Origin of the sequence: Cupriavidus plantarum, assembly GCF_905397285.1 — a bacterium.
Classification (GTDB): domain Bacteria; phylum Pseudomonadota; class Gammaproteobacteria; order Burkholderiales; family Burkholderiaceae; genus Cupriavidus; species Cupriavidus plantarum.
Window position 1 is genome coordinate 1,056,224 of record NZ_CAJPUX010000002.1, and the last position, 20,635, is coordinate 1,076,858.

Sequence of the window (20,635 nt, forward strand, 5' to 3'; positions counted from 1 at the left end):
AGTATGGCCGTATCGAGGTCAGCCAGAGGGGTTCCCGTGAAAAGTCCTGCCATTGCGATTGATCCATCCCTCGACGAGATGTGCATCGACGATGCCACGGTGCTGATCGTCGATGACGACGCGGGCGTGCGGATCGCGCTCTCCAATCTGCTGCGCTCGGTCGGCCTGCGCTGCCAACTGTTCGCATCCGCCGAAGAAGCGCTGGCCGTCACGCCGCCCGAGAGCCCCGCCTGCATGGTGCTCGACGTTCGCCTGCGCGGGCTCAGCGGCCTCTCGCTGCAATTGAAGCTCGCGCGCACCGAGCGGTCGCTCCCGATCGTCTTCATTTCGGGCTATGCGGATTTCACGATGGGCATCGCGGCGATGAAGGAGGGCGCCATCGATTTCATCGCCAAGCCTTTTCGCGACCAGGACCTGCTCGATGCAATCTACCGGGGCCTCGACGTCGATCGGGAGCGCTACCGTTCGATCTGCCATATGGCCAACCTCCGGGCACGGCTGGATACCCTGACGCCGCGCGAGCGCGAGGTCATGGTGCTGGCGACGCGCGGCTTGCTCAACAAGCAGGTGGCCGAGCGCATCGGCATCAGCGAAGCCACGGTCAAGATGCATCGCAGCCAGGCGATGCGGAAGATGCAGGCGGCCTCGTTCGCGGAACTCGTGCGCATGGTGGATCTGCTCGAGCTCTGTCCGCCGGATGCCGTGGAAGACGAGCGGGAACTCGTTCCCGAACGCTATGGCGCGTTCGCCGCGGCCGCGGCCGCGGCCGCGCGGGCGGCGACATAATCGGCGGCGACATAATCCGCGGTGGCAAAGCCTTCGGTGAAACGCCCCTGCACGGCAGCGAGCAGGGCGAGCGCGTCCGCGCCGCGGCCCTGATCCACCCATAGCCGGGCGAGATCGACCGACGCGCGCAACTCCCATGACAAGGCATGCTGATGACGCGCGAGGTCCACGGCCTGTTGCAGGTGTGCGGCCGCTCCATCGTCGTCCGCATTGCCGCTGCGCAGCAGTTTGCCCTTGACGCGCAGTAGCTCGGGCAGGCACCACCGTTCTCCCGTTCGCGCGGACGATGACAGCGCCTCGTCGATGGCGGCATGCGCCTCGGTGAACCGTTCCGCGTCACCCAGGCCTTCGGCCAGCACGCCGAGGTGGGCCGGGTAGCGCAGCCGGAAGCCGCTGCCCTGGAGCGCATCGAGCCCGCCGCGCATCACGCAAATTCCGGTGACATCGCGCTGACGCAGCCTGAGCATGCCGTCGAGCACCGTGCACAGTGCATTCCAGAACGTGACCGGCTGCCGCGAGAGGTGCTGTGCGAGCGTCGCCTGCGCCTGCCTTGCGGTCTCGAGGTCGCCGACGAGCAGCGCGACCGGGCAGACCGCGTGCACCAGCGCGATCGTCAGCGAGAGCGCGTGGTGCGTGTCGCGCGCGTGGTCCAGCGCGCGGCGCGCCGAGGCCATCGCCTGATCGGGAAACCCCTGCAGCCATAGCACGCTGGACAGCGTGCCGAGCGCCGCGGCGCGCTGGTCCAGCTGGAAGCGCGCGATGTGGGAGCGGTGCACAGGCGGCACGTACTGGCCGAGCATGCGGTCCAGATAGCGCCGCGCGTGCTCGGGCTCGCCGAGATACCGTAAGGCCGTCGCGCTCATGCGATCGACGCTCAGCTGGGCGGCGCGGTCGCCCTGGCCGCCGGCCACCGTGCGAAAGCGTGCCGCCAGGTCGAGCGCGATGCGGTGTTCGCCGACGTATGTGTGATAAACGGACAATCCCCACAGCGCGCGCAACTGGTACTCGCCGTCGCCGAGCTGTTCCGCGAGCGCGAGCGCGCGCGTCCACACGCGGCCGGTCTGTACGGTGGGCCCCTGCACATATAGCAGGGCCGCGCCGAGTGCCGCGTTGAGCTTCATCTCGTCGCTGGCATGCGCGGTGGCGACGGCCAGCGCACGCTCGGCGGCCTGCCGGCATTCGTCGAACAGTGCCAGATGCATCCACAGCGGAATGGCCGCCACGGTGAGCGAGATGCCAAGTTCGGCGTCCCCGTCGGGCGAGAACGCCCAGCGCAGGGCGGCGCGCACGTCATCGATCTTGCCTCCGTAGTCGGCCAGCCATGCGGCGGTGGGGCGCGCTTCCCATTCGGCAGCGGCGCGGATCAGCAGGTTGCGATGGTGTTCCGCATGACGCCGCACGCAGAGGTCGTATTCGCCGAACGCGAGCAGCTTGTGCTGCCCATAGGCGCGCGTGGTATCGAGCTGCCGGTAATACACGTAATGGCCGGTCACGTCCGCCACGAGCAGCGACTTGGCGACGAGGTTGGCCATGGCTTCGACGACGTCGGAGGGGTGGCCGTCGGCCGGCTCCAGCACGCCGAGCGCGGCCGCCGTTTCGCGCGTGAACGGGCCGATGCAGACCGACAGGCGCCGCAACAGCGCCTGCTCCCGCAACGGCAGGTATTCGTAGCTCCAGTCGAGCGCGGCCGCCAGCGTGCGATGGCGGGGCAGCGTGCCGCGGCGGTCCTGATACAGCAGCCGCAGGCGGTCCTCGAGCAGGATCGACAGGTCGTGGATGCTGAACGCATCGAGGCGCGTCGCCGCCAGTTCGATGGCCAGCGCGATGCCGTCGAGCTTGCGGCAGATGTCGGCGACGCCCGGTGCGTCGGCATCGCGCAGTTCGAACCCATCCACGCATTCGGCCGCGCGTTCGACGAACAGCTGCACGGCGGGGTAGGCCAGCGCCTCCGCGGCCGTCAGCGCCGTCGAGACAAGCGAGGGGGGAGAGACTGGAGGGAGTTCGAGCGGCGCCAGCCGGTAGATGACCTCGCCGCGGACGCGCAGCGACTCGCGGCTCGTGGCGAGGATGCGTGCCTCCGGCGCGCCGGACACGATCTGCTCGGCAAACGCTGCGGCGGCGTCGATCACGTGCTCGCAGCTATCTAGCACGATCAGCGTGGGCCGTTCGCGCAGGTACGAGACCAGTGCCGGCAGCGCGTCTTCGCCCTGTACCGAGAGCCCGAGCGCGGCCGCGATGGTGCCGCCCACGAAGTGGCTGTCCGATAACGGCGCGAGGTCGACGAATCGCACCTCGGCAGGGAGGTCGCGTCCGCCGCCGGCAATGACGGCATCGGCTACCGCGAGCGCGACGGTGGTCTTGCCGATGCCGCCGGGGCCCACCACGGTCACGAAACGTCGCTCGCGCAATTGCGTCAGCAGTACGTCGATGGCGTCGGCACGGCCGATGACGCGCGTGGTTACCGCGGGCAGGTTGTGCCGCGGCGGGGCGATGTCTCCGGGCTGCATCGACATCGTGCAGGCAACGGGCGCCACGAAGCGATAGCCGCGTCCGATCACGGTTGCGATATAGCGCTGTCCCGGCTGGCCGTCGCCTAGCGCGCGCCGCAGCGCCGCCATATGGACCTTGAGGTTGCTCTCCTCGACGACCGTGTTGGGCCACGCGCGCGCCATCAGATCGGCCTTGCTGACGAGGTCGCCCGGCCGTTCGACCAGCGCGGCGAGGATTTCCAGCGCGCGTCCCCCGATGCGGACGGGCGTGTCCCCGTCGAGCAGAAGCTGCCGGCCGGGTATCAGACGAAAGCGTCCGAACCCGTACCCTTGGCCGTCCGCGTTCGCCGCACCTTCGTGGGGAGTCGTTTGCGCTTCAGTCACCGTCTCTGGTCAATGTCCGATGGAATCCGGGAAGCCGCGATGATAGCGGATACCTCACATGCATTGGGGTTCACCGGATTTGACGACGCTTAACGCGTGAGGCGCCGCCCGAGCCGATAGCATGATCCGTTGCATTGTTCCTCAAGCATGGGAGAAAACATGTTCGAAGATAGTATCGATCGCATCGCCGGGCGCGTGAATGAGCGCGTGGGTGAGCACGTTAATGAGCACGTTAATGAGCACGGTAATGAGCGCGTGAATGAGCGCCCCGACGGGTGCATCGAAGACAAGGCTCGCGCGCTGCCCAACGCGGGACGCCGCGACCTGCTGCGGGCCGCGGGCCTGGCGTCCGTGGGCGGTATCGCCGGCGCGCTGGCGGCCGGCGCGACCGCTGCAGTGGCGCAGCCGGCCCAGCCGGCTCCGCGCGCGGGGGGGAGCGCGGGGGTGGCCGCCGGGGTAGGCACATCACTGGGCGCGCGGCTACGCGGCGTCCAGCATTTCGGGCTCACGGTCCAGAACATGGATCGCGCGTTCGCGTTCTATACCGAGGTCCTCGGCGGCACCGAGATCCTCCGCGATGGCAACTTCAGCGGGGAAAAGATCCAGAATACGCTGCTGCTGACCGAAGAGATTCGCGCGCGGGAGGCGCACGTCAATCCGCGCGCGATCGGCGTGCCCGACCTGCGCAGCGGCGCGCAACGGCTGGATGTGCGGTTCGTCCAGTTCGACAACGTGGTGCTGGAGCTGCTGCAGTATCGCGATCGCGAGCAGCCGCAGGGCAGTGGAGACAGCTACGCCCCGCCGCATGACCTGACGAGCCCCGCGTATCCGCGCTCGATGCATATCTGCTTCTACATCCGCGACGACGTGGACTTCAATCAGTTCGTGCGCGATCTGGAGGCGGAGTCCGCGCGACGCGGCATGACCAACGTGAAGGCCAACCGCATCGTGACAGCGCGCACGGATCAGGAGCGTCTGGCGCTGCCCGTCGATACCAACACCAACCGCATCACGGAAGGGCCGTCGGACGGCTGGGCGCTGATCTACTGCAAGGGGCCCGAGGGCGAGCAACTGGAGTTTGTACAGGTGCTCGGCCGGGCGAAGCAGACGTTCGGCAACGCGTACGAGACCCGCCGCCGCGCGGTGGGCGATCGGACCTGACCGCCCACTGCGTCGTGCCGGATCGGCGTGGACCTCAGACTGGCCGCGAAGTCTCCGCGGCGGCCTGAGGTTCGGGGACTTCGGGTTCGTGCACTTCGGGTTCGTGCACTTCGGGTTCGTGCACTTCGGGTTCGTCCAGCTCGACGATGCGCGCGGCATCGTCAGCCTCGGGCTGCGGGGCCTCTGGCCGCGCCGCCATGATGGCTTCGCCGATTTCCGCGAGCTGTCGTCCCGCCCCGTCGCGGTCGCCCCGGCGCAATAGCGAGAAGACCAGCGATACGGCATCGGCCATCGTCGTGCCGAGGGGCGTCGCCACGGTGGTATTGGCGATCGAGAGCCCCGCGATGAACTTGCCCCAGGCCTTGTCATCCTTCGCGATCGGATCGCCGAGCGCCGCATTGGCGCCGTAGCAGAACGCCATCACTCCGCTGAAGCCGACCCATTGGGAGAACGCATCCTGCGACTGCTGCACGCTCGCCCCGGGATTGCGGAAAATGGCGCCCATGTGGAACATCGTGAAGGCGTAGTCGATCAGCAGGTCGACGAGCGGAATCGTTTCCGGCCTGGGCTTGATCGCCAGTCCCGTGACCGGAATGATCGGCGCGAACAGCACCGCCGCGCTGATGCCCAGCATGATGCCCTTGCTGACCTTGTCCTCATTGCGGCTGACCAGGCCAGCCGGCTGCTGGACGCCCGCGAGCCGAAGCATATCGTCCTTGAGGTGCTGGAGCCCGCCCAGGACCTGGCTCACATGCCAGTCGGCGGTATTCGTCAGTCTCTGCCCACCCGCCTTGAACGCGCTGCGCGCCTGCTGCAGCGCGTTGTACTGCGACGCGGTGCGCGTCGCCATGCCTTCGAGGAAGTCGCGCGACTCCTGCGATAGATGGGCCGTAAACGCGCCGAGCGAGCCCGGTTTGGCCGCGCCGTGGCGGACGCGTTCGTACTGCGAAGTGGCCGCCGCCGCGCCATAGAACGCCGCCATCAGCGTGACGAAACCCGCCACCCCGACGACGACGTTGTAGGCGACGTTCTCGGACACGGCCTTCGCGCCCTTCGTCGGCACGATGTTGGCGATCAGCAGGACCGCCTGCAGGCTGTTGGCGAGATCGCGGTTCAGCACATGTTGCCCGACGACGCGTCCGTTGGCGGTCGGGTTCATGAACAGCCCCGCCGCGATCAGCCACGTCTTGCAGAGCGACGCGACGATCAGGGCCACGCCATTGCGTTGCCGCTCATGCGACAGCAGCGGCAGCAGCAACGGCAGCGGCGTGAGCAGGAGCCGCGTGGCGGCGAGTCCGATGCTGGCGGCGGCGCTCTTGTCCTGCGTCAGTCCGTCCAGGCTGGTTTCGATACGCGCGATATCGCGCAACACCCTGTTGCGCGCGGCGTCGGGAATGTCGTACCGATATCCAGCCTCGGTGCCCTGGCCCTCGGCGATGTCCTCGCGGATGGCGCGCAGATGCTCGCGCAACTGCGTCGTGAGCGCGGCGCCGGCATGCCCTGCATCGTTCCCCTCGTCCCCCTCGTCCCTGGACTGGTCGATCTGCGCGCGGAACGCGCGGTCCTGACGCGGCGCGAGGGCATTGACGACGTCGACCTGGTGGAACTTCTCCACGGCGTAACTGGCCGTCGCGCTGAGGGCCCGCGCAAGCGGCCGGCGGGGCGGGATGGCGCGGTCGGTCGCGCCGTGACCGGTACGCGCGGGCGGCTGCCCAGGCAAGCCGGTCTCCGCTGCGGCCCGGCGGCGGGACGGCGTGGGGGAGACGGAAGGCGAGGGCGTTTGCCGGTCCTCCGGCAGACGATCGGCGTCAGCGTACGGCACAGTGTGGGCTCGGTCGCGCAGTTCGATGCTTGTCATGGTGTTGACCTCTTCAGGCTCGGTGATAGGAGCGCCAAGCGTAGGTGGCCGGATGTCCGTTCCACGCCGGGCGCGCCGAAGCGATCGATGCCATGGCGAAGCCGTGCTACGAAGCAATTCGCCTATGTAAATCCGGTCGCGGTGAGCTTGCTCAGGCGCTTATCGTCGCATCGGACAGCGAATGTCCCCCGCGGCACATTCCCATACCTTCGCATGGCCGGCGGCTCGCGGTTGGAAACGTTTGTCGCAAACGCCTCACGACGTTTCAGCAAGGCGCCTCATACCAACGGTCGACCCCGCATACACCACGCGTCAATAGTCGCGCCGACGTCCGACTCCTAGCATTTGGGCAATCAAAGCAAGGAGGGGAATCTCATGCGCATGCCAGACTTCAGGAGGCGCAAGCCGGTATGGATCGCGAGGGGCGTGTTGTTCGTGGTGGTGGCGATGGCCGTCGTGTCGGATCTGACGGGCTGCGTCAACTACGCCGGCATCCACGACGACCGCCAGATTGCCGGGCCCGCGCAGTATCCGGCGACGCACAGCCTGCCCGACGAGCATGGGCAGTGGCCGACGCTCGCGTGGGCCGATCAGTTCGGCGATCCGCAGTTGCCCGCGCTCATCGGCGAGGCACTGCGCGGCAGCCCGACGATCGACGCCGCGCAGGCGCGCATCGCCAAGGCGAACGCCTATGTCGGCGAGGCCGACGCCGCGCGCTACCCCAGTATCAGCGGCTCGTATGCCTGGACGCGGGCGCGGTTCTCGGACAACTCGCTCGTGCCGCCGCCGTACCGCGGTTCGTGGCAGACCCTCAACAACGCGTTCGCCCATGCGTCGTGGGACCTCGACCTCTGGGGCAAGCAGCGCGAAGGCTTCAGGCAGGCCGTCTCCGACGAGAAGGCCACAGAGGCGGAGGCCGACGCGGTGCGCATCGCCCTGGCGGCCTCCGTGGCGAGCGCCTATAACCAGCTCGCCCGTCTCTACGCGCTGCACGACATCCAGGCGCGGGAGGCCGGCAATCGGCAGGATATCGGCAGCGTGACCGAGCGGCGCGTGCGCGCGGGGCTCGATACCGATGTCGAGCGGCAGACCGCGCATGGCGAGACCTCCACCACGCTATCGACGGTCAGCGGGCTCGATGGGCAGATCATGGCGGTGCGCTACCAGCTGGCGGCGCTGCTCGGCGCGGGGCCGGACCGCGGCGACCGCATCGCGCGGCCGACCTTTGCGGGGCTCGATACCGGCACCCCGGCGATGATGCTGCCGGACAACCTGCCCGCGGATCTGGTCTCGCGCCGACCGGACATCGTCGCCGCGTACTGGCAGGTCGATGCCGCGCTGCATGGCGTCAAGGTGACGAAGGCCGAGTTCTACCCCGATATCAACCTTTCCGTCGATGCGGGATTGAGCGCCGTCGGCTGGGGCCGCTTCCTGACGACGTCGTCGCGCCAGGTCATCGCCGGCCCGGCTATTCACCTGCCGATCTTCGACGCGGGAGCGCTGCGCGCGCAGCTGAAGGGCGACTACGCGGACTTCGATGGCGCCGTGGCCCATTACGACCGCACGCTGATCGACGCGCTTTCCGACGTCGCCAGCCAGGTCGCGCGCATTCGCGCCGCGGACAAGCAGCTCGTCGATGCCCGGCAGGCACTCGACGCGCAGACCACGGCTTACCGGCTCGCGCTGATCCGTTATCGCGCGGGGCTGATCGAGCAACTGACGCTGCTGCGCGCCGACGACAACCGGCTGGCGGCGGAAGTCGCCGTCGTGAACCTCGAGATGGACCGCCGCGACATGCAGATCGCGCTGATCCATGCGCTCGGCGGCGGCTTCGATAACGCCACTGCCCATACCGACACGCAAGCTCCGAGGAGTGCACCATGAACGCACCAGTCATCGGCGCCGATGCCGCCGCCGAAACCCACACCAACGTCGATACGCCGGCGCCCGACCGCAAGACCCGCGCGCGAAAGCTCGGGCTGACCCTCATCGGCGCGGTCGTCGTTGCGGCAGGCATCGGCTACGGCGTGTATTACGAACGCGTCGCGCGCTTCCACATCGAGACCGACGACGCCTATGTCAACGGCAATATCGTTCCGATCACGCCGCAGATCACGGGCACGGTCATCGGCGTGGATGGCAACAACACGCAGATCGTGGAGAAGGGCAAGCCACTGGTGCGGATCGATCCGGCCGACGCGCGCATCGCGCTGGAGAAGGCCAGGGCCGACCTCGGGCAAACCGTCCGCCGCGTCCATGCCGTTTTCGTTGGCGACGACAAGCTGCGCGCCGATGTCATGCAGCGCCAGACCGATCTCGCGCGCGCCCAGGGTGACCTCCAGCGCCGGCTGGCCACGGGCGGGGCCGGCGCCGTATCCACGGAAGACGTCTCCCACGCGCATGACGCGGTCGCGACGGCGCGGGCCGCACTGGCCGCCGCGCAGCAGGCCCTGCGCGAGAACCGCGCGATGACCGACGACACCTCGGTGGCGCAGCATCCCGACGTGCAGGCGGCCGCCGCACGCGTCCGGGACGCGTACCTTGCCTATGCGCGTACCACGCTGCCCGCGCCGGTCACCGGCTACGTCACGCAGCGCAACGTCCAGGTGGGCCAGCGCGTGGCGCCCGGTACGCCACTGATGTCGCTGGTCCCGCTGGAACAGGCGTGGGTCGATGCCAACTTCAAGGAATGGCAACTGCGCGGCATCCGCGTAGGCCAGCCCGCCACCGTCACCGCCGACGTGTATGGCGACGCCGTGACCTACCATGGCCGCGTGATCGGGCTCGCGCCCGGCACCGGCTCGGCCCTCGCGCTGCTGCCCGCGCAAAATGCAACCGGTAACTGGATCAAGGTGGTCCAGCGCCTGCCCGTGCGGATTGCGATTCCCGTGGAGGAACTGCGGGCGCACCCCCTGCGCGTCGGCCTGTCGATGAACGTCGATATCGATATCCGGCAGGGCAACGATGCCGACAACGCCAGGGCGGTCGCGCAGACCAAGGCGCTGATGGCGACGTCGTTCGCCGACGACCGGACCGATGTTTTCGCGAAGTACGGCGACGAAGCCGATGCCGAGATCGCGCGCATCATCGCCGCGAACGCGCGATGAGCACGCAGAACGACCTTCCGCCGCTGACGGGCGCCCGCATGGTCCTCGGCTCGCTCGGCATCGGGCTGGCCGGCTTCATGACCGTGCTGGACTCGTCGATCGCCAACGTCGCGATTCCCACGATCTCCGGCAATCTCGGCGTGTCCGTCGACGAAGGCACCTGGGTCATCACGGTCTTCGCCGCGGCGAACTCCGTGGCGATTCCGCTCACGGGCTGGCTGACGCAGCGCTTCGGACAGGTGCGGCTGTTCGTCACGTCGATCGTGCTGTTCGTGATGGCCTCGTTCCTGTGCGGTATCGCCCCGTCGCTGCCGCTGCTGCTCGCCGCCCGGGCATTGCAGGGCGCCGTCGCCGGCCCGCTGATCCCGCTGTCGCAGGCGCTGCTGCTGAGTTCCTGGCCGAAGCAGAAAGCGTCTCTCGCGCTGTCGCTGTTCTCGATGATCGTGGTCACGGGCCCGATCGTGGGCCCGTCGCTCGGCGGCTGGGTGACCGACAGCTACAGCTGGTCGTGGATCTTCTTTATCAACGTGCCGGTGGGCCTTTTGTCCGCCACGCTGGTCTGGACGCTCTATCGCAAGCGCGAGACGCCCGCGCGCAAGCTGCCCATCGACACGGTCGGCCTCGCGCTGCTGGTCATCTGGGTGGCCGCGCTCCAGATCATGCTCGACAAGGGCAAGGATCTCGACTGGTTTTCGTCGACCACCATCGTGGTGCTGACCATCGTTGCCGTCATCGCGTTCGCGTTGTTCGTCGTATGGGAGCTGACGGACAACAACCCGATCGTCGATCTCACGCTGTTCAAGCAGCGCAACTTCCTGGGCGGCACGGTCGCGATATCCATTGCGTACGGCATCTTCTTCGGCACGCTGGTGTTGCTGCCGCAGTGGATGCAGGAGTACCTCGGTTATCGCGCGCTCGACTCTGGGCTCGCGACTGCACCGCTCGGCATCTTTGCCGTCATCGGCGCGCCGATCATGGGCCGGCTCCTGCCGAAGACCGACGCGCGCGTGATCGGCACGCTCGCATTCGTGGGCTTTGCCGCGGTGTACTACATGCGGACGAACTTCTACGTCGGCATCGACGAATGGCACATCATCCTGCCCACGCTGCTACAGGGGATTCCGATGGCCTTGTTCTTCGCCCCGCTGACGACGATCATCCTGGCGGGCCAGCCGCCCGAGAAGGTGCCCGCCGCGGCCGGCCTGTCCACTTTCGCGCGCATGTTCTTCGGCGGCGTGGGGACCTCGGTGGCCAACGTGCTGTGGAACAACCGCACCATCCTGCATCACCAGGTGCTGACGGAGCAGTCCAGCGCGAATAATCCGGTGTTCACGGGGCAGCTCGATCGTTACCACGCGACGCTGGGGCTCGGCCACAACGCCGGCTATGCGCTGTTCGACCTCACCGTGCAGTCGCAGGCCGCGATGATGGCGCTCAATGACATCTTCTATGGCGCCGCGATCGCGATGATCGTGATCATTCCGCTGATCTGGATCACGCGCCCCGCGCGAGGCGGCGGAGGCATGGGCGCGGCGGCGCATTGAGTCAGGCGTCGGCCCGAGGCGCGAGCGACACCGCGGCGAGTTCCATGCGGCCGGCGAGCGCGAGAAGCATGCCGCCATAGCGGCGGCTGTCCTCGCGGCCGTGGCCGGTGCGCTGCGGATAGCTGATATTGAGGCCGTAGACCTGGCCATCCACACCCGTGAACGCGGTGCCCACCGCCGCGAGGTGGCCATATTGATAGGGCGCGGCGCAATAGCCCTGCCGCTGCGCCTGCGCGATGCGCCGCAGGATGCCGCTGCCTTCGCGCGCCCAGCGCTCACCCGCGCGCGCCGCGATGCGCGCAAGCAGGTCGTCGCGCACGGCGGCGGTCTGCATCGCCAGCCATGCGAGGCCGATCGTCGCGGCGTCCATCGGCACGCGCGTGCCGGGTGCCACGCGGCGGGTCCGGGAGACGCTGTCGCCGCTATGGCGGATCGACACGACGTACACCATTTCCGTCTGGTCACCGATGGCCAGGCCGACATTGACGCGTTCCGCCTCGGCGAGTTCCTGCATCGCCTGCAATGCCTGCCGCGGCACCGGCGTGGATTGCACGAAGGCGTCGGCCAGGCTCAGGACCACGGGCGCGAGCCGGTAAGCGCGCGTGGCCAGGTCGTAGCGCAGAAAGCCCGCATCGACGAGCGAATGCGTGAGCCGGCTGACGGTGGGCCGTGGCAGTCCCGTACGGGCCGCGAGTTCGGCATTGCTCAGAAATGTCGTCCCCGCGCGGAAGGCGCGCAGCAGCAACAGTCCGCGTTCCAGCGTCTGGCTGCCCGCGCTGTCGCGGGTAAAGCGGCCGGTGTCCTGCGTACGGCGCCGGCTGGACTCGCCTTCTGTCGATGACCGCATTGCAGCAATTTCAACTATTGAAATTCCAGTGTATTCGCCCGCTGGCCTTTGTTGAATACTGAAAAACCACAAGGCCCGTGCGCCGGCAGGAACGCGGGCGAGACCTTGCATGACGAGACAAGGAGCCAACCGCCCATGCCCATCGACGCTGCATCCGAAGCCCACGCCCCGTCCGACGTCATGTCGGACGTGGTGGTCCGCCATCCGACCGACGCGCACGTGGCGCTGATCGAGCTCACACGCCCCCCGCACAACTTCGTCAACGCCGATGTGATGCGGGCGCTCGCCGATGCCTTCGACGACTGCGATGCGGATGACGATTGCCGCGCGGTGGTGCTGGCGTCCGGCCTGCGCACATTCTGCGCGGGTGCCGACTTCAGCGGCAGCGAACGCGGTGAGGTCAATGCCGACCCGGCGCCGTTCTACGCGCAGGCCCTGCGGCTGTTCCGCAATCGCAAGCCGATCGTCGCCGCGATTCAGGGACCGGCGGTCGGCGCGGGCCTGGGGGTCGCGCTGGCCGCGGATTTCCGCGTGACGTGCGAGGAGGCGCGATTCTCAGCGAACTTCAACCGGCTCGGCTTTCATCCCGGTTTCGGCCTGAGCGTGACGCTGCCGAGACTGGTCGGACCGCAGCATGCCGCCCGGTTGTTCTATACGGGCGCCCGTATCGGCGGCGAGGAAGCGGTGGCGATCGGCCTGGCCGATGTGCTCGTGCCTGCCGACGAGGTCCGCTATCGCGCGCTGGCGCTGGCCGGCGAGATCGCGCTGTCGGCACCCCTTGCGGTGGAAAGCACGCGGCAGACGCTGCGGCTGGGGCTTGCCGACCAGATCGTCGCGGTCAACCAGCGTGAACTGGCCGAACAACGCGTGCAGTTCGCCACGGAAGACTTCCGCGAGGGCGTGGCCGCGATGGCCGAGCGTCGCGCACCGAATTTCAAGCGCCGCTGATCGCGCGGCCGGAAGGAGACAAGCATGAAGCAGGACGACGCAGTCGGCCGGACCGCGCTCGCCGGTCCGCTGGACGGCATTCGCGTGCTGGACTTGACGTCCGTGGTGCTCGGGCCGATGGCCACGCAGATCCTCGGCGACCTCGGCGCCGACGTGATAAAGATCGAAGGGCCCGAGGGCGACCTGATGCGCAGCAACGGGGTATCGCGCCATCCGGGACTGAGTTCCATCTACCTCGCGCTGAACCGCAACAAGCGCTCGGTCGTGCTCGACCTGAAAACCGAGGGGGGCAAGGCGGGCCTGCGCGCGCTGATCGCCGATGCCGACGTGCTCGTGCACAACATGCGCGTCTCCGCGATCGAGCGGCTCGGTTTCGGCTACGCCGCGGCCGCGGCCATCAATCCGCGGCTCGTGTATTGCGTGGCCACGGGCTTCGGCCAGGATGGCCCCGATCGCGACAAGCCCGCGTTCGACGACATCATCCAGGCGGCGTGCGGACTGGTGGGATTGCTCACGCCCGAAGGCCAGCGGCCGGAATACGTGCCCAGCCTGATCGCCGACAAGACGGTGGGCATGGCGCTCGCCAATGCCGTGCTCGCGGCGCTGCTCCATCGTGAGCGGCGCGGGGAAGGGCAGCAGGTCGAAGTGCCGATGCTGGAAACCATGGCCAGCTTCGTCATGGCCGAGCATCTCGGCGGGCTGACCTTCGAGCCACCGGCGGGCGGGGCGGGCTACGCACGCCTGTTGCAGGGCGGGCGCCGTCCGGCGAAGACGCGCGATGGCTGGATCTGCGCGCTGCCCTATACCGACCGCCACTGGCGCGCGTTCTTCGAGTCGGCGGGTCGCGGCCATGTGCTCGAGCAGATCGACATCTCGGACCGCGCGCAGCGCAACGCGAACATCCGGATGCTCTATGCGCAGATGGCCGAGATCACGCTCGAACGCACCACGGCCGAGTGGCTGGCGCTGTTTGCTGAACTCGATATCCCCGCCACGCCCATACTCGCGCTCGACGACGTGCCCCGGCACCCGCATCTCGCGGCGGTAGGGCTGTTCCAGGAGACCACGCACCCCACGGCCGGCCCGCTTCGCGAGATGCGGCCCGCCGCGCGTTTCTCGGCCACGCCGCTGTCCCTGCGCCGGCATGCGCCCACGCTGGGCGAGCACACGGATGAAGTGCTGTCGGAGGCCGGCTTCAAGGCCCCGCAATAACAACGGAGACACCGCATGCAATTCGAGATCGATCACGAGCACCAGATGGTGAAGGACCTCGTCGCGCGCTTCGTGCGCGAGCACATGATGCCGCTGGAACCGGCGGTGCTGGCGCGGGAGGCGGAAGGCGGCCACCTGTCGCTGCTGCCCGGGGAAAAGGCGAAGCTCGACGCGATGTCGCGCGAACTCGGCCTCTGGGGCCTCGATGCCCCCGAGTCGATGGGCGGCTCCGATCTGCCGGTGGTCGCGATGGTCGGCGTCAACGAGGAGATCGGCCGGACGATCGTGCCGTACTCGCTGCCGCCCGACACGCCGAACCTGCGCATGCTGCTGGAGGCGGCCAGCGACGCGCAGCGCGATCGCTATCTGGACCCCTACGCGCGCGGGGAGACGGTGTCGGCCATCGCGATCTCGGAGCCCGGCGCGGGCGGCGATCCCGCGATGATGACCGCGCGCGCGGAGCGCGACGGCGATGGGTGGATTCTCAACGGCCGCAAGATCTGGATTAGCCGCGCGGAGCAGGCGGACTGGACCATCGTGATGGCCGTGACGGCGCGCGCGCCGGGCGCGAGGCCGGCGATCTCGGCGTTTATCGTCGACCGCGGCACGCCGGGTTTCAAGATCGAGCGGCGCATTCCGATGCTCGGCGGTCATTCCACCTACGAGATCGTGCTCGAGGATTGCCGTGTGGCGGGCAGCCAGTTGCTGGGCGTGGAAGGCGAAGGCTTCGCGCCGATGCAGACTCGACTGTCTTCGCGCCGCGTGCAGATGGCGGCATGGTGCATCGGCCGTGCGCAGCGGGCGCTCGACATGATCTGCGAGTACGCGCCACAGCGGCGCACGTTCGGCAGCACGCTTGCGGACCGGCAGGCGATTCAGTGGTGGGTGGCCGATGCGGCGACGCGGATCCATGCGTGCCGGCTGATGACCTACGACGCGGCCGCGCGCATCGATGCGGGGCAGCAGGCGCGCACGCAGGTCTCGATGATCAAGGTCTTTGCCACCGAGATGGCGTGGGACGTGATCGACCGCGCGATGCAGACGTTTGGCGCGATGGGCATGACCAAGGAGATGCCGTTGCAGATGATGGCCAACGAGACGCGGCTGATGCGGATCTACGAGGGACCGTCGGAGGTGCATCGCTGGGTCATCGCGCGCGATCTGCTGGGGCTCAAGCGGCAGCAGTAGTTTCGGTCAGGACATCGCGACCGCCGGCACAGGCGGCGCGCCCTCTATCTCGACATGGAAGGAGACACCATGCAGAAGATCCAACGCACTCTCAAGCTCGTATGCCGGCCCGCTGCGCTGGCACTGGCTCTCATCATGCCGTGGCTGGCCGCGCCTTCCGCGGCATCCGCCGCCTCCGACGCCGACTATCCGACGCGCCCGATCCGCTTCGTGGTGCCATTCCCCCCGGGCAGCGGCACCGATTCCACCGCGCGTGTATTCGCCAAGAAAATCACGGACCTGACCGGGCAGGGTGTCGTGGTGGAGAACAAGCCTGGCGGCAATGGCTTTATCGGCGTGCAGACCGTGCTGAGCGCGCCGGCGGACGGGTATACGATCTTTGTCGGGAGCAACTCGACGCTCTCCACCAACGCGGCGGCGTTCCGCAAGCTGCCCTACGATCCGATCGAGGATTTCGCGCCGGTATCGCTTCTGACGCGCGGCCCTTGCCTCGTGCTCGTCCCGCAGAACTCGCGCTACACGACGCTCAGGGCGCTGATCGATTCCGCCCACGAGAAACCGGGTGCGCTCAACTATGGCTCCGGCTCGGTGTCTTACACCCTCTACAGCGAATGGCTCAACGAGCTCGCCAACATGAAGACGACCAACGTGCCTTACAAGGGCGCGGGCGATGCGATCAACGCGGTGGTCGCGGGCAATGTGGACTTTGCCGTGGTCGATGCGTCGGGGGCGATCGAACTGGCCAAGGCCAGCAAGGTCCGCGCGCTGGCCTATACCGCGCCGCGCCGGACGCCGTTGCTGCCCGATGTGCCGACGTCCGCGGAAGCGGGGGTGCCGGACTTCCAGTGCTTCAACTGGGTCGCCGCCGCGTTACCCGTGAAGACGCCGCCGTCTGTCGTGCAGCGGGTGATCGCGTTGTTCAACAAGGCGGGCGCGACGGCCGAGGTGCAGGACTATTACCGGCAGCAGTCCAACCAGTTGATCCTGTCCACGCCTGCCGAGATGCGGCGTTACCAGACCGAGGAGATCGCTCGCTGGAAGCGGTTGATCCAGGTGACGAAGCTCGAACTGCAATAACGGAGGGCCAGCGATGTTTGCGTCGAATCTGTTCGAGGGACAACGTGTCCTGATTACCGGCGGGGGCACGGGCATTGGGGCGAGCATCGGGCGCCGGCTCGTCTCGCTGGGCGCTCGGCTCATCGTCTGTGGGCGGCGGGAGGCGGTGCTGGCCGAGTTTGCCGCGTCCGTCGAGGGCGATGTCACGACCTACGTCTGCGACATTCGAGACCCGGAAGCCGTGGACGGGATGCTGACGTCGATCTGGGACACCGGGCCGCTCGATGCGCTCGTGAACAACGCGGCGGCGAGCTTTATCGCGCGTACGGAACAGCTCTCCGCGCGCGCGGCGGATGCGATCCTCGGCGTGACGATGCATGGCGCGATGTACTGCACGCTGGGGGTGGGCCGCCGCTGGATCGAAGCCGGTCGCGGCGGCACGGTGCTGAGCATCCTCTCGACGTCCATCCGCACCGGCCGGGCGTTCACGGTGCCCTCCGCCATGGCGAAGTCCGCCGTACAGGCGATGACCCGCAGCCTGGCGGTCGAATGGGGCCCGCATGGCATCCGGCTCGTGGGCATCGCACCGGGGCCGTTCCCGACGGCGGGGGCGGGCGCCGGCCTCGACCCCACCGGCAGCCGCGCGACGGCGCGGCTGAATCCGCTGGGCCGCGTCGGCGACCACGACGAACTGGCGAACCTTGCCGCGTACCTGCTGTCGAGGCATGCCGGCTACATCAACGGGGAGGTGATCGCCATCGACGGCGGGCAGCACCTGCGGACGTCGGGCGCGGAGGACCTGCTGCAATGGACCGAGGCCCAATGGCAGGAAGCCGCCGCGCGCCGGGGGCGGCGCGCATAGTCACGTGCGCTCGCGGATGAGGTCGGCGGCCTTCTCGGCGAGCATGATCGTGGGGAGGTTCGTGTTCGCGCTCGGGACCGAGGGCATGATCGAGGCGTCCGCCACGCGCAGGCCATCGATGCCTTGCACGCGGCACTGGGCGTCGACCACCGTGCCGGGATCGTCCGCGCGCCCCATGCGGCAGGTCGAAGTGGGGTGTCCCATGGGTGCGATGGCCCCGAGGATCTCCTCGTCGGTCAGCCGCTGCTGCACGCCCCGATATCCAATCCATCTGCCGGGCTTCAGCGCATTGGCCAAGACCTGCCGCGACACGCGCGCGGGTGCGTTGAGCGCGAGCTTGGCGCCCATCGCCAGGAGCGTGCCCGCAAGGCCCGGCCGGTTGAACTGGTTGGCGGCCATTACCGGCGGAAGGATGAACGCATCGTGATAGCTCTGCTGCATGGCCGGCGACGAGAGCAGCGTTTCCACCATACGCGCCGCCAGCACCATTCGCGGCGCATCGCGTGGGTCGTCGAGCAGCCGAAAGTCGATCGCCGGCGGCGTATCGGGGTCCGGCGTCGCCACGGTCACGGCGCCACGCGAGTAGGGCGCATACAACGCGGCGCTCACCATGGCGAGGTCGGTGCCGAAGCTGCGCGGCCCCACGCGGCCGAGCAGCGAGAGGATCAGATCGCCCTCGGGGCAGTCGGCATGGCCTGACGAATGCCTGATGCCCGCGCAGGCAAATGTCCGCACGGCCGCCGACTGGCGCGCATGACGGGGCAACGTGAGGGCGAATTGCAGATACGGGTGGTTCTGCAACTGCCGCCCGACGCCGGGCAGATGCCAGCGCGCGGCAATGCCGGCCGCCCGCAGCGTATCGCTATCGCCCACACCCGACCGCAACAGGATGGCGGGCGAATGGATGCCGCCCGCACACAGGACGACCTCGTCGGCGTCGAGCCGAAACGAGGAGGACGCGCCGCCCAGGCGATACGTTACGCCCGTGGCCCGCCGTCGCCCGGCTGCGTCGTCGATGTCCACGCGCAGCACGGTAGCGTTCGTCATGATCGTCAGATTCGGCCGCGCGCGGACCGCGGACGTGAGGTAGCACGATACCCCCGACGACCGCCGCCCATCGCGCGCCGCGTAGGGCATCGGAAAGAAACCGCACCCCGGCGCCTCATTGATGTCGTCAACCGTCCCCAACCCCCGCGCATGCGCCGCCGCCTCGACCGCCCGCGCGATTCCCGGCCATTCCGTCCGTGGCGCGCGCCGCAGGGCGAAGGGCCCATCGCTTCCGGGCCGCCTCTCCCGCCCGGCATCGCCCTCGGCCCGCTCGAAGTAGGGTCGCACGCCATCCCACCCCCAACCGTCGGCGCCTGCCTCTACCCACCGCGCATAGTCCGAAGGCAGTCCCCGCAACGTCCACATGCCGTTGATACTGGAGCCACCGCCCAGCACCCGCGCCTGCGGATAGGGAAAATCGTCGCCCCCGACCCGCCGCCGCGCCCGCAACCCCGGCCAGAAGTACGAAGGATTCAGCGAGGCGCTGGGAAACGCATCGTCGATATCGGCGGGTATCGCGTCGGGCCGGACATCGGCGCCGGCCTCGAGCAACACCACCGAGGCAGCGGGATCTTCCGAAAGACGCGCGGCCAGCACTGCCCCGGCCGTGCCGCCTCCCACAATCACATACCGCGCCTTAGCGATTGTCGACACGCTTGTTGAACGGATGGATGTTGACCTGCCGCCAGAGCCCGGCATGGGCAAACGGATCGTTGGCGTTGAACGCCACCACATCCTCCTTGCGATCGGCTTCGACGAGGAAGAACGAACCGATCATCGTCTCGTTGTCGTCCGCGAGCAGCGGCCCGGATACCAGCGTGCGCACGGTCGCCTTGGCGAGATACGCCTTATGGGCTTCGTAGTTGGCCAGCCGTACCGACACGGCATCCGGCTTGTCCAGCGCGTGAATCACGTAAAACATGGGAGAGCTCCTAAGGTTGATAGTCCACCTGATACCGGGCAATGCGCAGATCGCCAAGCTCGCGCTTGACCCGCTGATGCTCGGGGTGCACCGCATACTGCTCCAGCGCGCCCTGGGAATCGAACTCGGAGTAGAGCACGACATCGCACGCATAGTCCACGCGGCTCGAGTCCACGCCGATCTCGAGGTGCAGCAGTCCCGGAATCTTGCCGCGCAGGCTCTCGAACGCGGCCTTGAGCTGCGCCACGGCCGAGCGCTTGTCGTGCTCGCTCTCGCCGCGCAGGTTCCACATCACGATGTGTTTGACGGTCACGCGATTGTCTCCTTGCCGACGGGATTGAGGATGAAGTCGAAGTCGAGCGTATAGAACGGCGTATCGGACGACGCGCCATCGGGCGTTCGCCCCGCCGGATGCGCCACCCAGTCCGCGATCAGCGACGAGCGGACGCCGAATACCGCATCGGAGTCGAGGTACTGGCATCCCTCGCGAAACACATGCGTGACGAGCGTTTCGTACCCGGGCGCCGACACCATGAAGTGCAGATGCGCGGGCCGCCACGGATGCCGTCCCATGGCGTCGAGCATGCGGCCGACCGGCCCGTCGTGCGGAATCGGATAGCTCTCCGCGACGATGGACTTGAAGTGAAAGCGACCCTCGCGATCGGCCAGGAGCCTGCCGCGGCCCTGCGCGGGGCCGCCATCGCGCTGCACGTCGTAGAAGCCCTCGGCATCCGCCTGCCACACCTCCAGCTTCGCGCCGGGAACGATCTCGCCCGTAATGCTCCGCACCTGCCCGCTCACGAAGCAGGGTTCGCCCGCCATGCCATTGCCGACGTCGTCGCCAAGCGCGTAGTCCGGCGCGTCATCGACATAGAACGGCCCGAAGACCGTCGCCTCCGTGCAGCCAGGCGGCTTGCGATGGTTCTGCGCGGTCACGAGCGTGGACAGCCCGAGCGTGTCCGACAGCAGGATGAACTCCTGCCGCGTCGGCGTGCACGTCTGGCCCACCTCGGTCAGGAACTGGATGCCGGCAGCCCATTCCTCCTCGGTCAGCCGGGTCTCCCGGGCAAACGCGTGAAGATGCTGGACCAGGCTCGTCATGATCTCCTTGAGCCGGCTGTCCTTCATGTCGTGATTGCGCGCCAGTACCGCCTGGGTAATGGTCTCCTCATTGAGGTTGCGCATGATGGTTGCTCCTGATGGCTAGTAACGGATTGGAAGGGG

General features: G+C 68.1%; 17 protein-coding genes. 10 read left to right on the top strand and 7 right to left on the bottom strand.

Annotated features, from left to right (window positions below; all coding sequences use genetic code 11):
• The first annotated feature begins 36 nt into the window (after positions 1 to 36).
• Entirely contained in the window at positions 37 to 786 is a 750-nt protein-coding gene (locus tag KHP16_RS13485) for a response regulator transcription factor (protein ID WP_342344358.1), read from the top strand.
• On the opposite strand, the gene KHP16_RS13490 is transcribed toward KHP16_RS13485, so the two are convergent.
• On the bottom strand, positions 735 to 3,659 hold the full coding sequence (locus tag KHP16_RS13490) for an ATP-binding protein (protein WP_211960381.1): 2,925 nt from the start codon (positions 3,657 to 3,659) through the stop codon (positions 735 to 737). The genes KHP16_RS13485 and KHP16_RS13490 overlap by 52 nt on opposite strands.
• A gap of 255 nt (positions 3,660 to 3,914) precedes the next feature.
• Here KHP16_RS13490 and KHP16_RS13495 point away from each other — a divergent pair, with 255 nt between their 5' ends.
• Positions 3,915 to 4,820, top strand: a complete 906-nt coding sequence (locus tag KHP16_RS13495) for a VOC family protein (protein WP_244835789.1) — start codon at positions 3,915 to 3,917, stop codon at positions 4,818 to 4,820.
• Positions 4,821 to 4,854: 34 nt separating this feature from the next.
• On the opposite strand, the gene KHP16_RS13500 is transcribed toward KHP16_RS13495, so the two are convergent.
• Positions 4,855 to 6,678, bottom strand: a complete 1,824-nt coding sequence (locus KHP16_RS13500) for a hypothetical protein (protein ID WP_211960382.1) — start codon at positions 6,676 to 6,678, stop codon at positions 4,855 to 4,857.
• A 381-nt stretch (positions 6,679 to 7,059) separates the two neighbouring features.
• On the opposite strand from KHP16_RS13500, the gene KHP16_RS13505 reads away from it, so the two are divergent.
• Genes KHP16_RS13505 through KHP16_RS13515 form a run of 3 tightly spaced genes read left to right on the top strand, consistent with a single transcriptional unit; the run spans position 7,060 to position 11,329 of the window.
• Positions 7,060 to 8,562, top strand: coding sequence for an efflux transporter outer membrane subunit (locus tag KHP16_RS13505; RefSeq protein WP_211960580.1), 1,503 nt, complete (start codon positions 7,060 to 7,062; stop codon positions 8,560 to 8,562).
• A complete protein-coding gene (locus KHP16_RS13510) occupies positions 8,559 to 9,785 on the top strand; it encodes an efflux RND transporter periplasmic adaptor subunit (protein WP_211960383.1) in 1,227 nt (408 codons plus the stop codon). Before KHP16_RS13505 ends, KHP16_RS13510 begins: the two co-directional genes overlap by 4 nt.
• Positions 9,782 to 11,329, top strand: a complete 1,548-nt coding sequence (locus KHP16_RS13515) for a DHA2 family efflux MFS transporter permease subunit (RefSeq protein ID WP_211960384.1) — start codon at positions 9,782 to 9,784, stop codon at positions 11,327 to 11,329. Before KHP16_RS13510 ends, KHP16_RS13515 begins: the two co-directional genes overlap by 4 nt.
• Before the next feature lies 1 nt (position 11,330).
• Here the strand turns inward: KHP16_RS13515 and KHP16_RS13520 are convergent, their stop codons facing one another.
• Positions 11,331 to 12,176 (bottom strand): IclR family transcriptional regulator, encoded by an 846-nt coding sequence (locus KHP16_RS13520; RefSeq protein WP_211960385.1) that lies wholly within the window; start codon positions 12,174 to 12,176, stop codon positions 11,331 to 11,333.
• A 180-nt stretch (positions 12,177 to 12,356) separates the two neighbouring features.
• On the opposite strand from KHP16_RS13520, the gene KHP16_RS13525 reads away from it, so the two are divergent.
• The 5 genes from KHP16_RS13525 to KHP16_RS13545 all read left to right on the top strand — a co-directional run bounded on the left by KHP16_RS13525 (position 12,357) and on the right by KHP16_RS13545 (position 17,442).
• On the top strand, positions 12,357 to 13,124 hold the full coding sequence (locus tag KHP16_RS13525) for an enoyl-CoA hydratase/isomerase family protein (RefSeq protein WP_109584456.1): 768 nt from the start codon (positions 12,357 to 12,359) through the stop codon (positions 13,122 to 13,124).
• Positions 13,125 to 13,148: 24 nt separating this feature from the next.
• The gene (locus KHP16_RS13530; RefSeq protein ID WP_211960386.1) at positions 13,149 to 14,336 is read left to right on the top strand and encodes a CaiB/BaiF CoA transferase family protein; all 1,188 of its coding nucleotides are present in this window, start codon (positions 13,149 to 13,151) and stop codon (positions 14,334 to 14,336) included.
• Positions 14,337 to 14,351: 15 nt separating this feature from the next.
• On the top strand, positions 14,352 to 15,524 hold the full coding sequence (locus KHP16_RS13535; protein ID WP_211960387.1) for an acyl-CoA dehydrogenase family protein: 1,173 nt from the start codon (positions 14,352 to 14,354) through the stop codon (positions 15,522 to 15,524).
• Between the two features lie 69 nt (positions 15,525 to 15,593).
• The gene (locus KHP16_RS13540) at positions 15,594 to 16,601 is read left to right on the top strand and encodes a Bug family tripartite tricarboxylate transporter substrate binding protein (RefSeq protein WP_211960388.1); all 1,008 of its coding nucleotides are present in this window, start codon (positions 15,594 to 15,596) and stop codon (positions 16,599 to 16,601) included.
• A 13-nt stretch (positions 16,602 to 16,614) separates the two neighbouring features.
• Positions 16,615 to 17,442 carry an SDR family oxidoreductase gene (locus KHP16_RS13545; protein WP_211960389.1) on the top strand — a complete coding sequence of 276 codons (828 nt, stop codon included), beginning with the start codon at positions 16,615 to 16,617 and terminating at the stop codon, positions 17,440 to 17,442.
• Here KHP16_RS13545 and KHP16_RS13550 read toward each other — a convergent pair whose 3' ends face one another.
• Genes KHP16_RS13550 through KHP16_RS13565 form a run of 4 tightly spaced genes read right to left on the bottom strand, consistent with a single transcriptional unit; the run spans position 17,443 to position 20,596 of the window.
• Positions 17,443 to 19,143: a GMC family oxidoreductase gene (locus KHP16_RS13550; protein WP_211960390.1), complete on the bottom strand. Its 1,701-nt coding sequence runs from the start codon at positions 19,141 to 19,143 to the stop codon at positions 17,443 to 17,445.
• Positions 19,127 to 19,411: a YciI family protein gene (locus KHP16_RS13555; protein ID WP_115954556.1), complete on the bottom strand. Its 285-nt coding sequence runs from the start codon at positions 19,409 to 19,411 to the stop codon at positions 19,127 to 19,129. Before KHP16_RS13555 ends, KHP16_RS13550 begins: the two co-directional genes overlap by 17 nt.
• A gap of 10 nt (positions 19,412 to 19,421) precedes the next feature.
• Complete coding sequence (locus KHP16_RS13560; protein ID WP_258308064.1) at positions 19,422 to 19,724, bottom strand: Dabb family protein; 303 nt, start codon at positions 19,722 to 19,724, stop codon at positions 19,422 to 19,424.
• Positions 19,721 to 20,596 carry an intradiol ring-cleavage dioxygenase gene (locus tag KHP16_RS13565; RefSeq protein WP_211960391.1) on the bottom strand — a complete coding sequence of 292 codons (876 nt, stop codon included), beginning with the start codon at positions 20,594 to 20,596 and terminating at the stop codon, positions 19,721 to 19,723. The genes KHP16_RS13560 and KHP16_RS13565 overlap by 4 nt, the downstream gene beginning before the upstream one ends.
• Positions 20,597 to 20,635 lie beyond the last annotated feature (39 nt).